This window comes from Mycobacterium sp. IS-2888 (assembly GCF_001954215.1).
Taxonomy (GTDB): domain Bacteria; phylum Actinomycetota; class Actinomycetes; order Mycobacteriales; family Mycobacteriaceae; genus Mycobacterium.
Genome location: NZ_MBET01000072.1, coordinates 13,837 through 29,416 on the forward strand (window position 1 = coordinate 13,837; position 15,580 = coordinate 29,416).

General features: G+C 67.5%; 16 protein-coding genes. 5 read left to right on the forward strand and 11 right to left on the reverse strand.

Features of this window, described 5'->3' with window-relative positions; genetic code table 11:
* Nucleotides 1-50 precede the first annotated feature (50 nt).
* From A5745_RS14660 to A5745_RS14675, 4 genes are read right to left on the reverse strand one after another with little or no spacing between them, the layout of a single operon-like run.
* Nucleotides 51-1,313, reverse strand: coding sequence for a DUF58 domain-containing protein (locus A5745_RS14660; protein WP_076116876.1), 1,263 nt, complete (start codon nt 1,311-1,313; stop codon nt 51-53).
* Nucleotides 1,314-1,332: 19 nt separating this feature from the next.
* Nucleotides 1,333-2,304, reverse strand: a complete 972-nt coding sequence (locus A5745_RS14665; protein ID WP_076064449.1) for a MoxR family ATPase — start codon at nt 2,302-2,304, stop codon at nt 1,333-1,335.
* A 56-nt stretch (nt 2,305-2,360) separates the two neighbouring features.
* Entirely contained in the window at nt 2,361-2,843 is a 483-nt protein-coding gene (locus tag A5745_RS14670) for a hypothetical protein (RefSeq protein ID WP_076064450.1), read from the reverse strand.
* Nucleotides 2,840-3,787 (reverse strand): DUF4129 domain-containing protein, encoded by a 948-nt coding sequence (locus A5745_RS14675; RefSeq protein WP_076116878.1) that lies wholly within the window; start codon nt 3,785-3,787, stop codon nt 2,840-2,842. Before A5745_RS14675 ends, A5745_RS14670 begins: the two co-directional genes overlap by 4 nt.
* 187 nt (nt 3,788-3,974) lie before the next feature.
* Here A5745_RS14675 and A5745_RS14680 point away from each other — a divergent pair, with 187 nt between their 5' ends.
* Complete coding sequence (locus A5745_RS14680) at nt 3,975-5,387, forward strand: 13E12 repeat family protein (RefSeq protein ID WP_076116880.1); 1,413 nt, start codon at nt 3,975-3,977, stop codon at nt 5,385-5,387.
* On the opposite strand, the gene A5745_RS14685 is transcribed toward A5745_RS14680, so the two are convergent.
* Together A5745_RS14685 and A5745_RS14690 are read right to left on the reverse strand one after the other, a co-directional pair.
* Nucleotides 5,384-6,262, reverse strand: a complete 879-nt coding sequence (locus A5745_RS14685) for an SDR family NAD(P)-dependent oxidoreductase (protein ID WP_076116882.1) — start codon at nt 6,260-6,262, stop codon at nt 5,384-5,386. The two genes, A5745_RS14680 and A5745_RS14685, sit on opposite strands and share 4 nt — an antisense overlap.
* Entirely contained in the window at nt 6,259-6,861 is a 603-nt protein-coding gene (locus tag A5745_RS14690; protein ID WP_076116884.1) for a TetR/AcrR family transcriptional regulator, read from the reverse strand. The genes A5745_RS14685 and A5745_RS14690 overlap by 4 nt, the downstream gene beginning before the upstream one ends.
* 73 nt (nt 6,862-6,934) lie before the next feature.
* On the opposite strand from A5745_RS14690, the gene A5745_RS14695 reads away from it, so the two are divergent.
* From A5745_RS14695 to A5745_RS14705, 3 genes are read left to right on the forward strand one after another with little or no spacing between them, the layout of a single operon-like run.
* On the forward strand, nt 6,935-8,122 hold the full coding sequence (locus tag A5745_RS14695; RefSeq protein WP_371336955.1) for a phosphotransferase family protein: 1,188 nt from the start codon (nt 6,935-6,937) through the stop codon (nt 8,120-8,122).
* Nucleotides 8,122-9,237 (forward strand): hypothetical protein, encoded by a 1,116-nt coding sequence (locus A5745_RS14700; protein ID WP_076116887.1) that lies wholly within the window; start codon nt 8,122-8,124, stop codon nt 9,235-9,237. Before A5745_RS14695 ends, A5745_RS14700 begins: the two co-directional genes overlap by 1 nt.
* A 54-nt stretch (nt 9,238-9,291) precedes the next feature.
* Nucleotides 9,292-10,641 carry a flavin monoamine oxidase family protein gene (locus tag A5745_RS14705; RefSeq protein WP_076116888.1) on the forward strand — a complete coding sequence of 450 codons (1,350 nt, stop codon included), beginning with the start codon at nt 9,292-9,294 and terminating at the stop codon, nt 10,639-10,641.
* 9 nt (nt 10,642-10,650) lie between these two features.
* Here the strand turns inward: A5745_RS14705 and A5745_RS14710 are convergent, their stop codons facing one another.
* Nucleotides 10,651-11,640, reverse strand: a complete 990-nt coding sequence (locus tag A5745_RS14710; protein WP_076116890.1) for an alpha/beta fold hydrolase — start codon at nt 11,638-11,640, stop codon at nt 10,651-10,653.
* A gap of 142 nt (nt 11,641-11,782) precedes the next feature.
* A complete protein-coding gene (locus A5745_RS25070; protein WP_254848586.1) occupies nt 11,783-11,938 on the reverse strand; it encodes a hypothetical protein in 156 nt (51 codons plus the stop codon).
* Between A5745_RS25070 and A5745_RS14715 the strand changes: the two genes are divergently transcribed.
* Complete coding sequence (locus A5745_RS14715; RefSeq protein ID WP_256385479.1) at nt 11,871-13,190, forward strand: NAD(P)/FAD-dependent oxidoreductase; 1,320 nt, start codon at nt 11,871-11,873, stop codon at nt 13,188-13,190. The genes A5745_RS25070 and A5745_RS14715 overlap by 68 nt on opposite strands.
* A 42-nt stretch (nt 13,191-13,232) precedes the next feature.
* Here the strand turns inward: A5745_RS14715 and A5745_RS14720 are convergent, their stop codons facing one another.
* From A5745_RS14720 to A5745_RS14730, 3 genes are all read right to left on the reverse strand, one after another.
* The gene (locus A5745_RS14720; RefSeq protein WP_076116992.1) at nt 13,233-13,691 is read right to left on the reverse strand and encodes an SRPBCC family protein; all 459 of its coding nucleotides are present in this window, start codon (nt 13,689-13,691) and stop codon (nt 13,233-13,235) included.
* A 74-nt stretch (nt 13,692-13,765) separates the two neighbouring features.
* Nucleotides 13,766-14,170, reverse strand: coding sequence for an STAS domain-containing protein (locus tag A5745_RS14725; RefSeq protein ID WP_076116893.1), 405 nt, complete (start codon nt 14,168-14,170; stop codon nt 13,766-13,768).
* 251 nt (nt 14,171-14,421) lie between these two features.
* Complete coding sequence (locus A5745_RS14730) at nt 14,422-15,507, reverse strand: helix-turn-helix transcriptional regulator (RefSeq protein WP_139329621.1); 1,086 nt, start codon at nt 15,505-15,507, stop codon at nt 14,422-14,424.
* Nucleotides 15,508-15,580: the final 73 nt, after the last annotated feature.

A 15,580-nucleotide genomic window follows, 5' to 3' on the forward strand; every position in this document is an offset into this window, starting at 1 on the left:
CAGGCCGAAAACCGTTGAGGCGGTGAGTGTTAAGGCTGGGCGTGTCACGGCTACACCCGCAGCCGTCCCCGCACCCGGCGGCGCCGGTCCGGCAGTACACCCATCGACTGATCCAAGCTGCGATCGCCTCGCCAGGAGACAATGTCGACGCCGAGGGTGGCCATGTCGCGATACATGGCGGATCGCTGCAGCGCCCAGATCCGATCCACCAGGGCGTCCTGTTCGTCCTGAAACGGGGAGCTATCGAGGATGTCGACGGCGACGACGACATGGCCTCGTCTGCGCAGGTCGATCAGCGCCAGCGCGAATTCGGTGTCCAGCAGCGTGGAGAAGGCGATGACGATCGCTCCCGCGGGAACGGCGGCGCGCGGCGCCAGTGTGCCAGTGGTGTTTTCGAATCGCTCACCGGCGCCCAGCACGGTATCGAGCACCCGATAGAACTGGCGCTGCCCGATGTCGGCGCCGAGCCAGCGCGGCCGGTTGCCGCCCAGCGCGACGATTCCCGCGCGATCGCCGTGGCGCAACGCCGTCTGCACCACCTGCGCCGCCCCCCGGACCGTCCGCTCGGTGGCGTCGGTTGCCGGGCCCGCCGGCTGCCGGTAGGTGTCTATCAGCACCACCACGTCGGCGGCGCGGTCGGTCAACCGCTCGGTGACATGCAACTGCCCGCGGCGCGCGCTCACCGGCCAGTTCACCGCCCGCAGCTGATCGCCGGGCACGTAGGCACGAATGTCGGCGTATTCGACGCCCGGTCCGATATGCCGGGTGAGGTGGGCGCCCAGGCGGTCGAGCAGCTCGGTCTGCGGGATCGGCGTCGACTGCGGTGGCGTCAGCGGAAACACCAGGACGTCGGCGGCGTCGACGGTGGCCGTCCCCGTGAGCAGCCCGCCGCGCGCGATCACGTCGACGCGCGCCCGGACGGGGTAGCGCCCCCAGCGTTGCGCGGTAGCCGCAACCGTTTTCGCGTCGCGGGAATCCGTGTCGAGAACGTCGAGCTGCATGCCTTCGACGCCGACCACCGTGAGCTCGACCGCAGATGCACCGTCGGCTCCCTGTGTTGCCCAAACGGTCACTCGTGCCTGCTCGTTTTCGAAACACCGCTGGACGTCGGGTTCGCCGTGTACCTGGAGCGTCGGCACCGGGCGCTGCCAGCTGATCGAGCACAGCACACCCAGCAGCGGCGCCGCGAATGCAATCAGCTGCCAACGCGCCCCGATCACGGCGGCCGCGAGCGCAACCAAGGCGCACGTCGCGATCGCACGCGTCAATTGCGATGGACGCCAGCGAAACTGGACTTCATGGCCTTCGGTCACTTCTCTTATCCAGTCGGACTCATCCGGTGCCCCCTCGTGCCCGGGGCACCGGCAATCGCCGCAGCAGTTCTTCGATGATGTCGACGCCCTGCACTTTCCGCACCCACATCTCCGGCCGCAGCGTGATGCGGTGCGCGACCGCCGCGGTGGCCAGCGCCTTGACGTCCTCGGGGATCACGTAGTCCCGGCCGAGCAATAGTGCACGGGCACGGGCGAGTTGAACCAGGTCGAGTTCCGCGCGGGGGCTGGCGCCGACGGCGACCTGCGGGTGGTGCCGGGTGGCGTTGGCCAGGGACACCACGTAATGCAAGACGTCCTCGTGCACCGTCACCTGCTCGACCGATTCGCGCATCGCCAGCAGATCGGGCGCGTCCACAACCTGACTGACGGTCGGCTCGGCCGAACCGCGCTCCAGCCGTCGGCGCAGCATCGAGGTCTCGTCACGCTCGGAGAGGTATCGCAGTTCCAGCCGGATCGCGAAGCGATCCAGCTGCGCCTCCGGCAACGGATAGGTGCCCTCGTACTCGATCGGATTGTCGGTTGCCAGAACGATGAACGGCGTTGGCAGCTTATGGGTTTCGCCGTCGATGCTTACCTGGCCTTCGGCCATCGCCTCCAGCAGGGCTGCCTGGGTCTTCGGCGGCGTGCGGTTGATCTCGTCGGCGAGCAAGAGGTTGGTGAAGATGGGCCCGGCGCGGAACGCGAAGCGCCCGGACTGCATGTCGTAGATCGTCGAGCCCAGCAGGTCCGCGGGCAGCAGATCCGGCGTGAACTGCACCCGGGTGAATCGCAGCCCCAGCGCCGCGGCAAAGGACCTGGCGATCAGCGTCTTGCCGAGGCCCGGCAGGTCTTCGATGAGCACGTGGCCGCGCGCGAGCACCGCGGTGAGGATCAGCGTGAGCGCGGCGCGCTTTCCCACCACCACGCGTTCGATTTCGTCGAGCACCGCCTCGCAGTGCGCGGTGGTCGTCGCGGCCGGCATGGTCGTCATATCAGTGTCATATCAGTGTTTTATCCGCTGTCATTTCCGGGTCATACCTCTTCCTCTCATACCTCTTCCAGCCTCCGGAGAATCTCTTCGAACGTCGCGCGGCCCGGACCGGGCCGGTGGTCACCGCCGCGCACGACGTTGTTGGGATTCACCCATTCCCACAATTCGTCGCCGAACAGCATTTGGCCCGTCGAGTGAAAACCCGCCGGATCTTTGGCTTGCCTTTGGCCCGTAGCCATTTCATACCGCCGCGCAAGTATCGGGCGCAGATGCCTGTCCCAGTCGGATCGGGTGGACTCCGACCAGCGGATGGTGGTCTCGGTGGTGGCGAGCCACCGGCGCAACGAATCGCCCAGATCGTCGGCATCCGGCTCGGCCATGGATCGCGTCCCGTGCGCCAGGACACGCCGGACGCTGAGCAGGATCAACGCCAAAGCGACTCCGGAGGCCACCAACACGAAGCGGCGATCGTGCACGATCAGCGCCAGCAGCTCAACACCGACGATAAGGCAAACGCCCAGGGAAATAAGCCTTTTCATGCCGGACTCCGCAACTCGGCAAGGACCAGCCGCAGCACCTGTACGGCTACGTCACGATGTCCCTCGTTCATCACATGCGGACTGAAGCGCGCCTCTTCGAACAGGTTCACCAGCTGCACCGCGTTATCCACGTGCAGCGCATGGTGTTCGACGGCTCGGCCCAGTACCTCGGTCGGAGTGTCGAAATCCTGAGGGGCGGCCCCCGGAACATTCGCGAGCTCGCTTTCCATCGCGGCGTAGCACGCGATGATGGCCTCGCGCGGTTCGCGATTGAGGTCACCGATCTCGGCGAGCCCGAGTTCGGCCGCTCGCACAAGCGATTCCGAGGGTTTGGGTGCCGCGGGCTCGATGTCATCGTCGGTGTAGTCATTGACGACCGTGCCCGGTGCGGAGGCCCTCCACCGCCGCCGGGACATGACGGCCGACCCCGCGACGATGATCAACAGCATCGGGACGGTGGTGGCCAGGAGGATTCCGTACATGTCGCCGTTGTCGTGTTGCGGGCGCTGCGGCGGGGGCGGCTGCGGATTGACTTGCGCCGTCGGGGGTGCGCTGGGTGCCGGGGTCTGTGGGGGCGGAGCCACGCCGTGCGGAAGCGCTCGGGACACCAGCATCGCGATGAGCAACCAGGCCACGATCACGGCGAGTCCGATCAGCAACACGCGCCAGTTCGGCCGACCCCTGCCGGTGCCGAGCATTTCGGACAGGTCCCGGTTGTAGGGCGCAATCGCGCGTGGATCCCGCAATCGCGCGATGACCGCGAACGCGACCAGCGCGAGCGTCACGCTCAGAGCCGCAACGACGAAGACGAACGCCACCCGGTTGGGGCCCGATTCGGCGTGCGCCGCTCTTGCGCTGGCCGGAAGATATCCGCGCAGGGCAGCGGCGACAACGATCAGCAGCACGATCAGCGCAACAACGCGCCCCGTCGGCTTGTCCGGCATTGGCACACCACTCGACCGGTTTGCCTGCCGCCCTCTGCGGCACAGGCTTTCCTAGTTTGCATGTCGATACTTGCATGCCCGGCAGGCGTGACGCCAGGTTATCCACAGTCAGCATTTCATCCACAAAGCGCTAGCTAGCTGCGTGAACTCGGTTGGATTCGAATGTCTGTTCGATAGGATGGTGCCCATGGGTATCCGGATCAGCGACGAGCAGGCACGCGAGCGGATCGGCGCCGCCCTGGACGCGATCGATGCCGCCCACCTGGTGCTGCGCGAGATCCCCTCGGATGTGGTCGGCAACGACTTCCGCGTCGACGTCGCCGAACGGCTGGAAACCCAGGACCGCGTCAACCGCGGGCTGATGTATCGCTTCTTCGGAGAAATCGCCGACCCGCCGGACGGGACCGGGTTCATGCCCGCGGTACGCGACGCGCTCTGGGCACGGCTGCGCATCACCCCGCAAGAGATCACGCGCCGCTTCAGGCTGGCGGCGAGGATTCGACCGCGGCGCTCGCTGACCGGGCCGCCGCTGGCGCCCGAGTTGCCGGAATTGGCAGACGCGGTGCAAGCGGGCGCGGTCGGCGAGGACCACATCCGCGCGGTATGCCGCGCGATCGACGTGCTGCCGGCCTGCGTTTCGCCCAGCGACGCGGCAGATGCCGAACGCACGTTGGTCCAACACGCGAACAAGCTCGATTCCGGCGTGATCACGAAGCTGGGGCAGCGCATCGCGGACTACCTCAATCCCGACGGCCTTTTCACCGACGCCGACCGCGCCCGCCGCCGCGGGCTGCAGCTGGGCGCGCAGGGAGCCGACGGCATGTCCCGGCTGCAGGGCTGGCTCGACCCCGAGGCCCGTGCGTACTTCGAAGCCGTCGACGCGGCGGTGCGGCCCGGCCGCCATCAACCGGACGGCTCGGCCGACCCCGAAAACGGTGCCGATGCCGCTGCCGAAGCGCGCGACGAGCGCACGCCCGCCCAGCGCCGCCACGACGCATTCAAGTTAGGTATGGAGACGGCGATCTCGTCCGGTGGGCTCGGCCAGCACCGTGGCCATCCCGTCACGGTGATCGCCACCACCACCCTGGCCGAACTCGACCGGGCTGCACACGCGGCGTCCAACGCATCGGTCCCGATGCCCGCGCCGGCGCGAACCGGCGGCGGTTCCAGGCTGCCCATGCCGGACCTGATCCGCCTGGCCGCCAAAGCAATTCACTATCTGGCCGTGTTCGACGAGCACACCGGCCGGCCGCTGTATCTGGGCCGCCAAAAGCGCATCGCCACAGCCGATCAGAGACTCATCTGCTATGCGCGCGACCGTGGCTGCACCCGCCCCAACTGCCTGGAATCGGGCTATCACTGCGAGGTGCACCACGCGCCGGACTGGATGGCGGATGGCCGCACGGATGCGGACAAGCTGTTTTTCGCTTGCGGTTGCGACCACGGCGGGGCAAGTCGGGGCGAATGGCACACCGCCGTCACCGAAAACGGGCGACTCGGCTGGACGGACGGCAGCGGCCCGCCCGAAATCAACCACGCTCATCACCCCGACGAACTTCTCCGCGGCGATCCTGACCCACCCGAGGAGGACGGTGGCTAGCCGAATGTGAACGGACGGAAGCTGCCGTCCAGGACCTCGCGATGGCCGATCGTGCGCCCGGTAACATCGCGCGGGTCCACCAGCGCCAACTGCACTGCGGCCCGGGCGAATTCATCCGCCGGGGCGGTATCAACAAACTCGCGAGCGTAGTACGCCAGGCCCGGCGTAAGTATCGGCTTCGACGGCGCTAGCGCGTTGACCGCGATGTTGTGGTCGGCGAGATCGAACGCCGCGCACTGGGTGAGGTGCTCGAGCGCCGCCTTGGATCCGCCGTAACCCGGCAGGACTCCGCCGCTGCGGTCGGCGTAGGGCCCGTCGCCGGGCATCCGGGACGCGACCGACGTGATGTTGACGATCGAGCCGCCACCCGCGTCGATCACGTCCGGGCACACCAACTGCATCAGCTCGTAGGCGGCAAAGACCGCGATCTCGAAGTGCCGCCGAAACGCGTGCAGGGGTGTGCTGACGAAACCCGGCCAGTCGGGTTTTGCGCCGGCAGATGCGGGCTTTGCGGCCTGGGCCGGCGGCTTGGGGCGCCCTTGTCCCCCCGGCGGACGGCCGGGCGCGGTGAATGCGGCGTTGTTGACCAGAACTGTGATGGGGCCCAACGCTTCTCGGGCCGCATCCACCAACCGGGCGATGTCGTCGCGGTCGGTCAGATCGGCACGCACGGCCACCGCGCGTCCGCCGGCCGCCTCGACCTCGGCGACCGTCTCACCGATGGTTCCCGGCAATCGGTCGTCCCACACCTTTTCGGTGCGCCCGGCGACGGCCACGGCCGCGCCTTCGGCCGCGAGCGCCAGCGCGATCGCCCTGCCCAGGCCGCGGCTGGCGCCGGTGACGATTGCGGCCCGGCCCGCAAGCCGCCCCGTCATCCCGTTACCCCATGCACGACGATTGCGGTGGTTTGATCCACCCACGCATCGTCCAGCTTTTCGTCCGGGCGCAACAGCATCCGCAGCATCGTCGCTCCCCCGATCAGCTCGATCAACCGGTCCGGATCCACCTCGGAGTGCGCCTCACCGCGGTCGACGGCCTCGCGCAATCGCACCCGGACCGCGATGAACAGGTCGGTGAATCGCGACATCACCCTCGCGTTGAGATCGGGATCGGCCGTCATGTCGGCCACCAACCCGGGCAGCGCGGCCCGCACCACCGGCGTGGTGAACACATCGCGGGTGGCCGCGATCATCATCCGGACGTCGGCGGCGATGTCACCGGCCGGGGACTCCAGCGCGGTCGGCGCCGTCGGAAAGGCCGCCTCGTGCACCAGCTCGGCCTTGCTCGACCACCGGCGGTACAGCGCCGATTTCGTGGTGCCCGCGCGCTCGGCCACCGCGGCCAGGCTGAGATTCGAATAGCCGATCTCCACAAGCAGTTCCGCGGTCGCCGACAGGATCGCCGAGTCGATGCGCGGGTCCCGGGGCCGGCCGGCGCCCGGGGCCTTGTCAAGGTAGGACGGGTCTGCTTTCATAACGCTACCTACCGTATCGTAATTGCCGCGCAGAAGTATCAGCAGAAGACTCAGCAGAAGTATCAGCAGAAGAATGGAAGCACCCGTGTCGAATGAACCCGTGCTGGACAAAGTCGATCGACTTCAGCGATCCAGCCGCGACGTCACCACGCTGCCCGCGGTGATGGCGCAGTGGCTGTCGACCGTGCTGCCCGACGGGGCGAAACCCGAGGTGACGGTCGAGAGCGGCGTCGACGCCACCGGCATGTCGTCGGAAACGATCATCCTCTCTGCCCGCTGGCAGCAGGACGGGCAGCCGATCGAGCAGAAACTCGTGGCGCGGGTGGCGCCGAGCGCCGAGGACGTGCAGGTCTTTCCGACCTATCGCCTGGACCACCAATTCGAAGTCATCCGCAAGGTCGGCGAACTCACCGATGTCCCGGTCCCCCGCGTGCGCTGGCTCGAGCCCACCGGAGAGGTTCTGGGCACACCCTTCTTCCTCATGGACTACGTCGACGGCGAGGTCCCACCGGACGTCATGCCCTACACCTTCGGCGGCAATTGGTTCGCCGATGCGCCCGCCGAGCGGCAGCGCGAGCTGCAGGACGCCACCGTCGGCGTGCTGGCCAAGTTGCACGCAATCCCGAACGCCCAGAAGACATTTGGTTTTCTCTCTCAAGGTGGCGATACCGCGCTGCGCGGCCACTTCAATTGGGTGCGGGCGTGGTACGACTTCGCGGTGCCCGACATCGGCGCATCGCCGCTGCTGGAGCGGACTTTCGAGTGGCTCGAGCGCAACTGGCCGCACGAGGTGGACGCCCGAGAGCCCGTGCTGCTGTGGGGCGACGCGCGAGTGGGCAACGTGCTGTACCGCGACTTTGCCCCGGTGGCGGTGCTGGACTGGGAGATGGTGACGCTGGGCCCACGGGAGCTCGACGTCGCCTGGATGATATTCGCGCACATGGTGTTTCAAGAGCTCGCCGGGCTGGCGACGCTGCCGGGCCTGCCCGAGGTGATGCGTGAGGAAGACGTCCGTGCCACCTATGAGCGACTCACCGGCATCCACGTGGGCGACCTGCATTGGTTCTACGTCTACTCCGGGGTGATGTGGGCCGTTGTGTTCATGCGCACCGGTGCGCGACGAGTGCACTTCGGCGAAACCGAAAAACCCGACGACGTCGAATCGCTGTTCTACCACGCCGGATTGATGAGACGTTTAATCGACGAAGGTCTAATCGGCGAGGGTCTAATCGGTGAGGGTTCAATCGGAGAGGATCAGTAATGCTTGGCCCGCTTGACGAGTTCCCGGTACATCAAATTCCCCAGCCGATCGCGTGGCCGGGTTCCTCGGACCGCAACTTCTACGACCGCTCCTACTTCAACGCCCACGACCGCACCGGGGACATCTTCGTGATCAGCGGCATCGGCTACTACCCCAACCTCGGGGTCAAGGATGCGTTTTTTCTCGTCCGGCGCGGCGACACGCAGACCGCGGTGCACCTGTCCGACGCCATCGACCAGGACAGGCTCAATCAGAACGTCAACGGCTACCGGATCGAGGTGATCGAGCCGCTGCACAAACTCCGGCTGGTCCTCGACGAAACCGAAGGCATCGCAGCCGATCTCACCTGGGAAGGCCTGTTCGACGTCGTCCAGGAACAGCCGCACCTGATGCGGTCAGGCAACCGGGTGACCCTGGACGCGCAGCGCTTCGCCCAGCTCGGCTCCTGGAGCGGCCGCATCGCCATCGACGGGCAGGAGATCGCCGTCGACCCCGCGACCTGGCTCGGCAGCCGCGACCGGTCCTGGGGCATCCGGCCGATCGGCGAACCCGAGCCGGCCGGCCGGCCCGCCGACCCGCCATTCGAGGGCATGTGGTGGCTCTACGTGCCGATGGCCTTCGACGAGTTCGCGATCGTGCTGATCATCCAGGAGGCGCCCGACGGCTTCCGTTCGCTCAACGACTGCACCAGGGTGTGGCGCGACGGCAGGGTCGAACAGCTGGGCTGGCCGCGGGTCAAGATTCACTACCGCTCCGGTACCCGCATACCGACCGGCGCCACCATCGACGCGGCCGCCCCGGACGGCACCCCGGTCCACTTCGACGTGGAATCCAAGCTGCCGGTGCCAATCCACGTGGGCGGCGGATACGGCGGCGATTCGGACTGGCTGCACGGCATGTGGAAAGGCGAAAAGTTCGTCGAACGCCTGACATACGACATGACCGACCCGGCGATCATCGGGCGCTCCGGCTTCGGCGTGATCGACCATGTCGGGCGTGCGCTGTGCCGCGACGGCGACGGGGAACCGGTCGAGGGCTGGGGCCTCTACGAGCACGGCGCGCTGGGCCGCCACGACCCGTCGGGTTTCAAGGACTGGTTAACGGTGGCGCCCTAACCGCGAATCCAGAATTATGCTACGAACGCGTCAAAATGCGGTTGACTAGAGCCCGTGACCGACCCTCCCCGGATTGTCGACGTCGTCGTGGTAGGGGCTGGCTTTGCCGGGTTGACCGCAGCGCGCGAGCTGGCGCGACAGGGTCATGATGTGCTGGTCTTCGAGGGCCGCGACCGGGTCGGCGGGCGCTCGTTCACCGGCAGCGTTGCGGGATTGCCCGCCGATCTAGGCGGCACCTTCGTCGGCCCAACCCAGGACGCGGTCCTTGCGCTGGCGGCCGAGCTCGACGTCTCGACCGCGCCGACGCACCACGACGGCAAGAACGTGATCCACTGGCGCGGCTGGGCGCGTTCCTACCGCGGCACCATCCCCAAGCTCTCACTGACCGGGCTGATCGACATCGCCAGGCTGCGTTGGCAATTCGACAGAATTGCGCGCAGCATCCCGCTGGCAGCCCCCTGGGACGCGCGCCGCGCCCGCGAGCTCGACGACCTCTCGCTCGGCGAGTGGCTGCGCGCGATGCGCGCCACCGCCTCGTCCCGTGACCTGCTCGCCATCATGGCGCGGGTGACCTGGGGCTGCGAACCCGACGACGTATCGATGTTGCACGCCGCCCGCTACACGCACGCCGCCGGCGGCCTGGACCGGCTGCTCGACGTCGAAAACGGTGCCCAGCAGGATCGTTTCCCGGGCGGCACCCAGCAGATCGCCGAGGCGGCGGCCGCCGAACTGGGCGACCGGGTGATGCTCAACGCGCCGGTGCGCCGGATCGAAAGACACGGTGCCGGCGTGACGGTGTCCTCCGAGCGCGGCCAGACCGAGGCCGGGTTCGTCATCGTCGCCATCCCCCCGGCCCATCGCGCATCCATCGAATTCGCTCCCCCGCTGCCGCCCGAGTACACCGAGCTGGCCAAGAATTGGCCGCAGGGCCGGCTCAGCAAGGCCTACGCCGCCTACTCCACGCCGTTCTGGCGGGACAACGGCTTCTCCGGCCAGGCGCTGTCCGACAAGGGCCCCGTGTTCATCACTTTCGACGTCAGCCCGCATGCCGACGGCCCCGGCATCTTGATGGGGTTCGTCGACGCCCGCGCATTCGACTCGCTACCCACCGACCAACGCCGCCGCGATGCGTTGCGCTGCTTCGCCAGCCTGTTCGGCGACGAGGCGCTCAAACCGCTCGACTATGTCGATCACCGTTGGGGCGCAGAGTATTTCGCGCCCGGCGGCCCGACTGCGGCCGTGCCACCCGGGTCGTGGACGCGATACGGTCCGTGGTTGCGCGAGCCCGTCGGCCCGATTCACTGGGCTGGCACCGAGACCGCGGACGAGTGGACCGGATTTCTCGACGGCGCCGTCCGGTCGGGCCAGCGGGCGGCCGCGGAGATCACCGCCCAGCTGCTATGAGCCGACCTGCTATGAACTCAGCTGTACCTCGCGGGCGGGCACCTCGCGGGCTACCGATTCGGCCAGCGTTCGCAGCTGACCGTTCACCTCGCGGGGGTGTTCCAGCATCGAGCAGTGCCCACCCGGCAACTCGACAAGGCCGACGACGTTGGGCGCGGTGCGCGCGATCCTGCGGGACTGACCGATCGGCGTCAGGCGATCGCGTTCGCTGCCGATGACCAACGTGGGCACGGTCAATCCATCCAACTCGAGGTAACGCGAACCCAGGGCATCCACGAGCATCTTCGCGCAGCCGCCGCGCCCCGCCGGTGATGTGCGAGCGAACAGCTCGTAGATGAGCCGCGCGGCGCTCGGGTCGGCGTCCCTGCCGACCGCCAGCATCGCAACCAGGTAGCGACTCGCGATCCGGGCCGCCGTGGGTACCGGAAACCCGCCGAACGCGCCGATCAGTCCGCGCGCGGCCATGACGCGGGCCTCCGAAAATCCGCGCAGTTCCCTGGGGACCGACATCAGCTTCACTTCGCGCACCAAGTCCCCGGTGGTGGTGTTGATCAGCGCGACCGCGTCGGCGCGCTGGCGAACCCTGTCGCGGTAGTGCGCCGACCAGGCGGCGATGGTGATGCCACCCATCGAGTGCCCCGCCAGCACCGCACGCTCGTGCGGCGCCAACGTCGCCTCCAGCACCGAATTCAGGTCGGACGCAAGGTGTTCGAGGCTGTAGCCGCCGCGCCCCTTGCCCTTGGGCACACCGCTGCGGCCGTGGCCGCGATGGTCGAAGGCGATCACCCGATAGTCGGAGGCGAGGTCGGCGATCTGATACGTCCACGCGCGTATCGCGCAGGTGATGCCGTGCGTCAGAACAATCGGATAGCCGTCGGGCGGCCCGAAGACCTCCGAGTGCAGCGGGGTGCCGTCCGCCGCACAGACGGTCAGAGTACGGCTCGGGGGCAGTGCATCCGGCAACCGGTGAATCGCGCTAGTCGCTTGTCGAGCACTCATCGCTGCTCCCCCCTCGAACACGGCCCCGTTGCCGCACCCTGGATGTGACCGAGTTTACGTGGAATCAACGACGGACTTGCCGGAATCGGCCAAATATATGCCGAAAATTTCGGACGCCCGTCCAACAAATCCCGGGATCAAATCACGCAGGGTATGAGACGCTGACCAACGTGTCCCCGATGTCGCGTCGGGAGTTCTTGGCGGCCACGACGAGCGTGGTCGGGGGGACGCTGGCGGCCGCCTGCGCGTCGGATGCCCCGTCGCCACCGGACACCAGATCGGACACCAGATCGGACACCAACTCCGTCCTCATCGTCGGTGCGGGGATGGCGGGTTTGTCCGCCGCACGCAGCCTCGCCGACGCGGGGTGGCCGGTGCGCGTGATCGAAGCCCGCGATCGCATCGGCGGCAGGGTGTACACGAACCGCAATTGGGGCGCACCGCTCGAGATGGGCGCGTCGTGGATCCACGGCACCACGAACAACCCGCTGACGGAGCTGGCACGGCGGGCGCAGGCACAACATGTTCCGACCGACTATCACGGATGGGCGAAGCTCGCGGTTGATCCGCGGCTGCCGCCGCTGGACTACCACCCACGGCACTGGCGCGCGTTCGTCGACCAGGCCCGCGACGATGTCGACGGCGGAAGTCTCGGCACCGCCGTCCACGCCGCTGCCGCGGACCTTTCCGAGTCCGAGCGCGCCCAGTTGGCATTTTTCGTCGCCACCGAGATCGAGGACGAGTACGCGGCCGGCGCTGATCAGCTGTCCGCCAAGACATTTGACAAGGGCGACTACTGCAGCGGCGACCAGGACGTGGTCACAACCGGCTATGACGCCCTGCCTCGGCTACTGGCCGACGGGCTGCAGATCCGGCTGAATAGCCCGGTCACCGCGATCGTGCGACGAGACCGCTCCGTCGTCGTGCGCACGAAAGACCGCTCCTTCGAGGGACCCGCCGCGATAGTCACGGTTCCCCTCGGCGTGCTGAAATCCGGTGCGATCACCTTCGATCCGCGCCTTCCCGACGGACACGCCCACGCGATCGACGCGCTCGGGTTCGGCGTGCTGTCCAAGAGCTACTTCCGGTTCAGCCGGCGCACCTGGGACGCGGAGAACGCCTTCTACCTGTACCTGGGGACCGACCCCGGCGCGTGGGCGCAATGGTTCACCCTGCCGAGCTCCTCGGGGCCGATTGTGTTGGCGTTCAATGCCGGTGATCGTGGCCGCGCGGTGGAGTCGTCCTCACCGACCGATCTCATGGCCGGCGCGCTGCCCGTCGCCCGCCAACTGTTCGGCGACGACGTCTCGCCGGTCGACGTCGCGACCTCGGCGTGGTCCGCCGACCCGTACGCCCGCGGCGCCTACTCATTTCACGCACCCGGCTCCGGCCTCGACGACCGGCGGCAGCTGCAGGAGCCGATCGGCGACCGGGTATATCTCGCGGGCGAGGCCGTCGGCGTCAACAATCCGTCCACCGTCACCGGCGCCGTGTTCAGCGGCCGCTACGCCGCCGGCCAGTTGATGCAGCGGGTGAAGATCGGGACATGACGGTTATTGTTGAATTAGGCAGTCCCGCACCACAATTCGTGGCTACCGCTCCAGCGCCACGGCGCAGGCGTTGAGGATCGCGAGGAAGCTGGAACGCAGCAGCCGATAGCTGATCGCCTCCAGCACTTTGCCGCCGGCCACCGCCGGATGGGTGTAGTTGGTCAGCCAGTCGACGTGAGTGCCACCACCCAAAGACGTGCCCGAAGACGTGCCCGAAGACGTGAACGTCAGCGTGCCGCCCTCGTGGTCGAACGGCGGGAACGACCGGACGATGAGGTACGAATAGCTGTGCGGCCGATCGTAGGCCGTGATCTCTTCACGAAACCACGTGCCAAGCCCGACCACCTCGCGCATCGCACCCGCGCCGCGCGCCGCAGAGTCCTTCGCGTAACCGGCCTTGAGGACGAGCGGCGCGGCCGCCAGGTTGGCCGGGTCGGCCAGCCAGTCGAAGACCTGGTCCACCGGCGCCGCGATCGTCCGCTCCAAATGAATCTCGACCATGACCACATGCTAGACGCCATTCGACCCATGCCGGCAGGGTCCGTCGTAAAGCTTTGCTTACGAGGGTTTTTCGTTCAAGTGTGCTGCGATTCTTCAACGAGCTGCAGGGCTTCGGGAACCGAATCGACGAGAGGCAAGCCGTGGTCGGCCACGACTCGGGTGAGCCGACGCAGCGTCGGACCGCTGACCATGTCGCACCGCAACCTGGCTTCTTGGTTTTCGCGATTGAGGGTGATCAGCGCGCGAAGGCCGGCTACATCGAGAAAGTCGAGGTGACGCAGATCGAGAATCAGTGGAACGTCCGGCCGCTCGATGCGGCGGATCGCCCGGGATACCAAGTCGGCGTTCGACGCGTCGATTTCGCCGCCGACGCGTACGACGGTGGCTAGGCCCCGCGTGTGTACCCACAGTTGCGCCCCGGCACAATCGATCAGGTCTGGTCTGTGGAGATCCGGTGCGGAGAAGGCGAAGGCAGCCATGTGATGCGCCCATCAAGCGTGGTGACGATAACCCGGGTGAACGGGGAGCTGTGGACTCAACCTGAGGTACAGCGTACGCCGGCGACCGCACCGAACGATGCCGCAACGAGGCCGCGCAATTCGCCGGCCAGGGGCGAACACCCTGCCGCACAGGCTATTCCGGGTTTGTTCGGCCTGCCCGAGCAGCCGCGGAGCCTTCGTTTCCTGGCTCGGAACCCCTGATCCGCTTCGTTTTTCGGCTTGCAGTCAGCTCATTGATTGAGCGTCGTGTGTGGGCTCTGGCCATAGGTCTGCCGATAGAGCACCGCGAACCGGCCCGTGTGGGCAAAGCCCCAACGCTGCGCAACCTCGGTGACGGTGGTCTCGGAACGGTCGCGATTCATCAAGTCTTGGTGCGCGCGGTGCAGCCGAACGCGACGCAGATACTCCGTCGGGGTGGTGTCGAGCCGCTGTCGGAAGAGGTATTGCACCGCGCGGGGCGTCAGATGGACCGCGGCCGCGACGTCGGTCACGCCGACGTCACCGGCGGCGTGGCGATGGATGAATTTCACCGCGTCTTTCAGCGTGCCCGGCACCGCCGGGTCGCTCAGCAGGTCCTGCTGCAGGGTGACGTTCGACGGGTAGCACTCGAGCAGCGCCGTGGCCAGCAGGGGCGCCGCCGCCGCGGCGATTAACGGTTGGTGGACGGTATCCGGCGAAGCAAGGGTGGCGGTCACGTAATCCAGCGCTCGATGCCACGCGCGCACGGCGGCGCCCGAGCGTGGGCGCCAGCTGAGGAACCGAATGTGCTGCGGTACCGGAGTAAGGCGGTCAGCGGCGACCTTGCGCAGCGCATCGGCCCCGACGGTGACGACGTCGAAGCGCGCGCCGTTCACGTGCAGCACGCAGGACATGCCGTGGGCTATCAGCAGCGGTGAGTCCCCGATCGGCAGCGGACCACCGGTCACCGACAACGATCCGGCCCGGGGCTGGATCACCAGCACGGAGTCGCCGGGTGGAATCTTGCACGCCATCCGACCCTGAATCGTCACCTCGTCGAAACTCAGCGCAGCCGCTTCACTCCGCCGATGGGCGACGGTCGAGCCCCCAGCCAGGCCGGTGATCAGCCAGCCCGGTGTGTAGGCGTCCGCGAAGAATCGAGTCGCCGCAACGGGATCGCCGGTGCGGAATTGCTCGTACCGGACGGCAGCCGGGGCGTGCATGGCGCCGGGATCGACGTCATGGGCGCGGGCTGGACCGGCATGATCTGCGTTGTGCAGGTCAACGTGGACCGCGCTGAACTCACCGGCTGGGCCCAGGACGGGGCCGGAGGCTATGTTTTCGGTGATGCTCGTCATTGTAGGACTCGGCATCGCGGCCTATCCCAGACTACAACGCACCTCGCCCGCCGCCCACAAAGTCAGGGCGTAG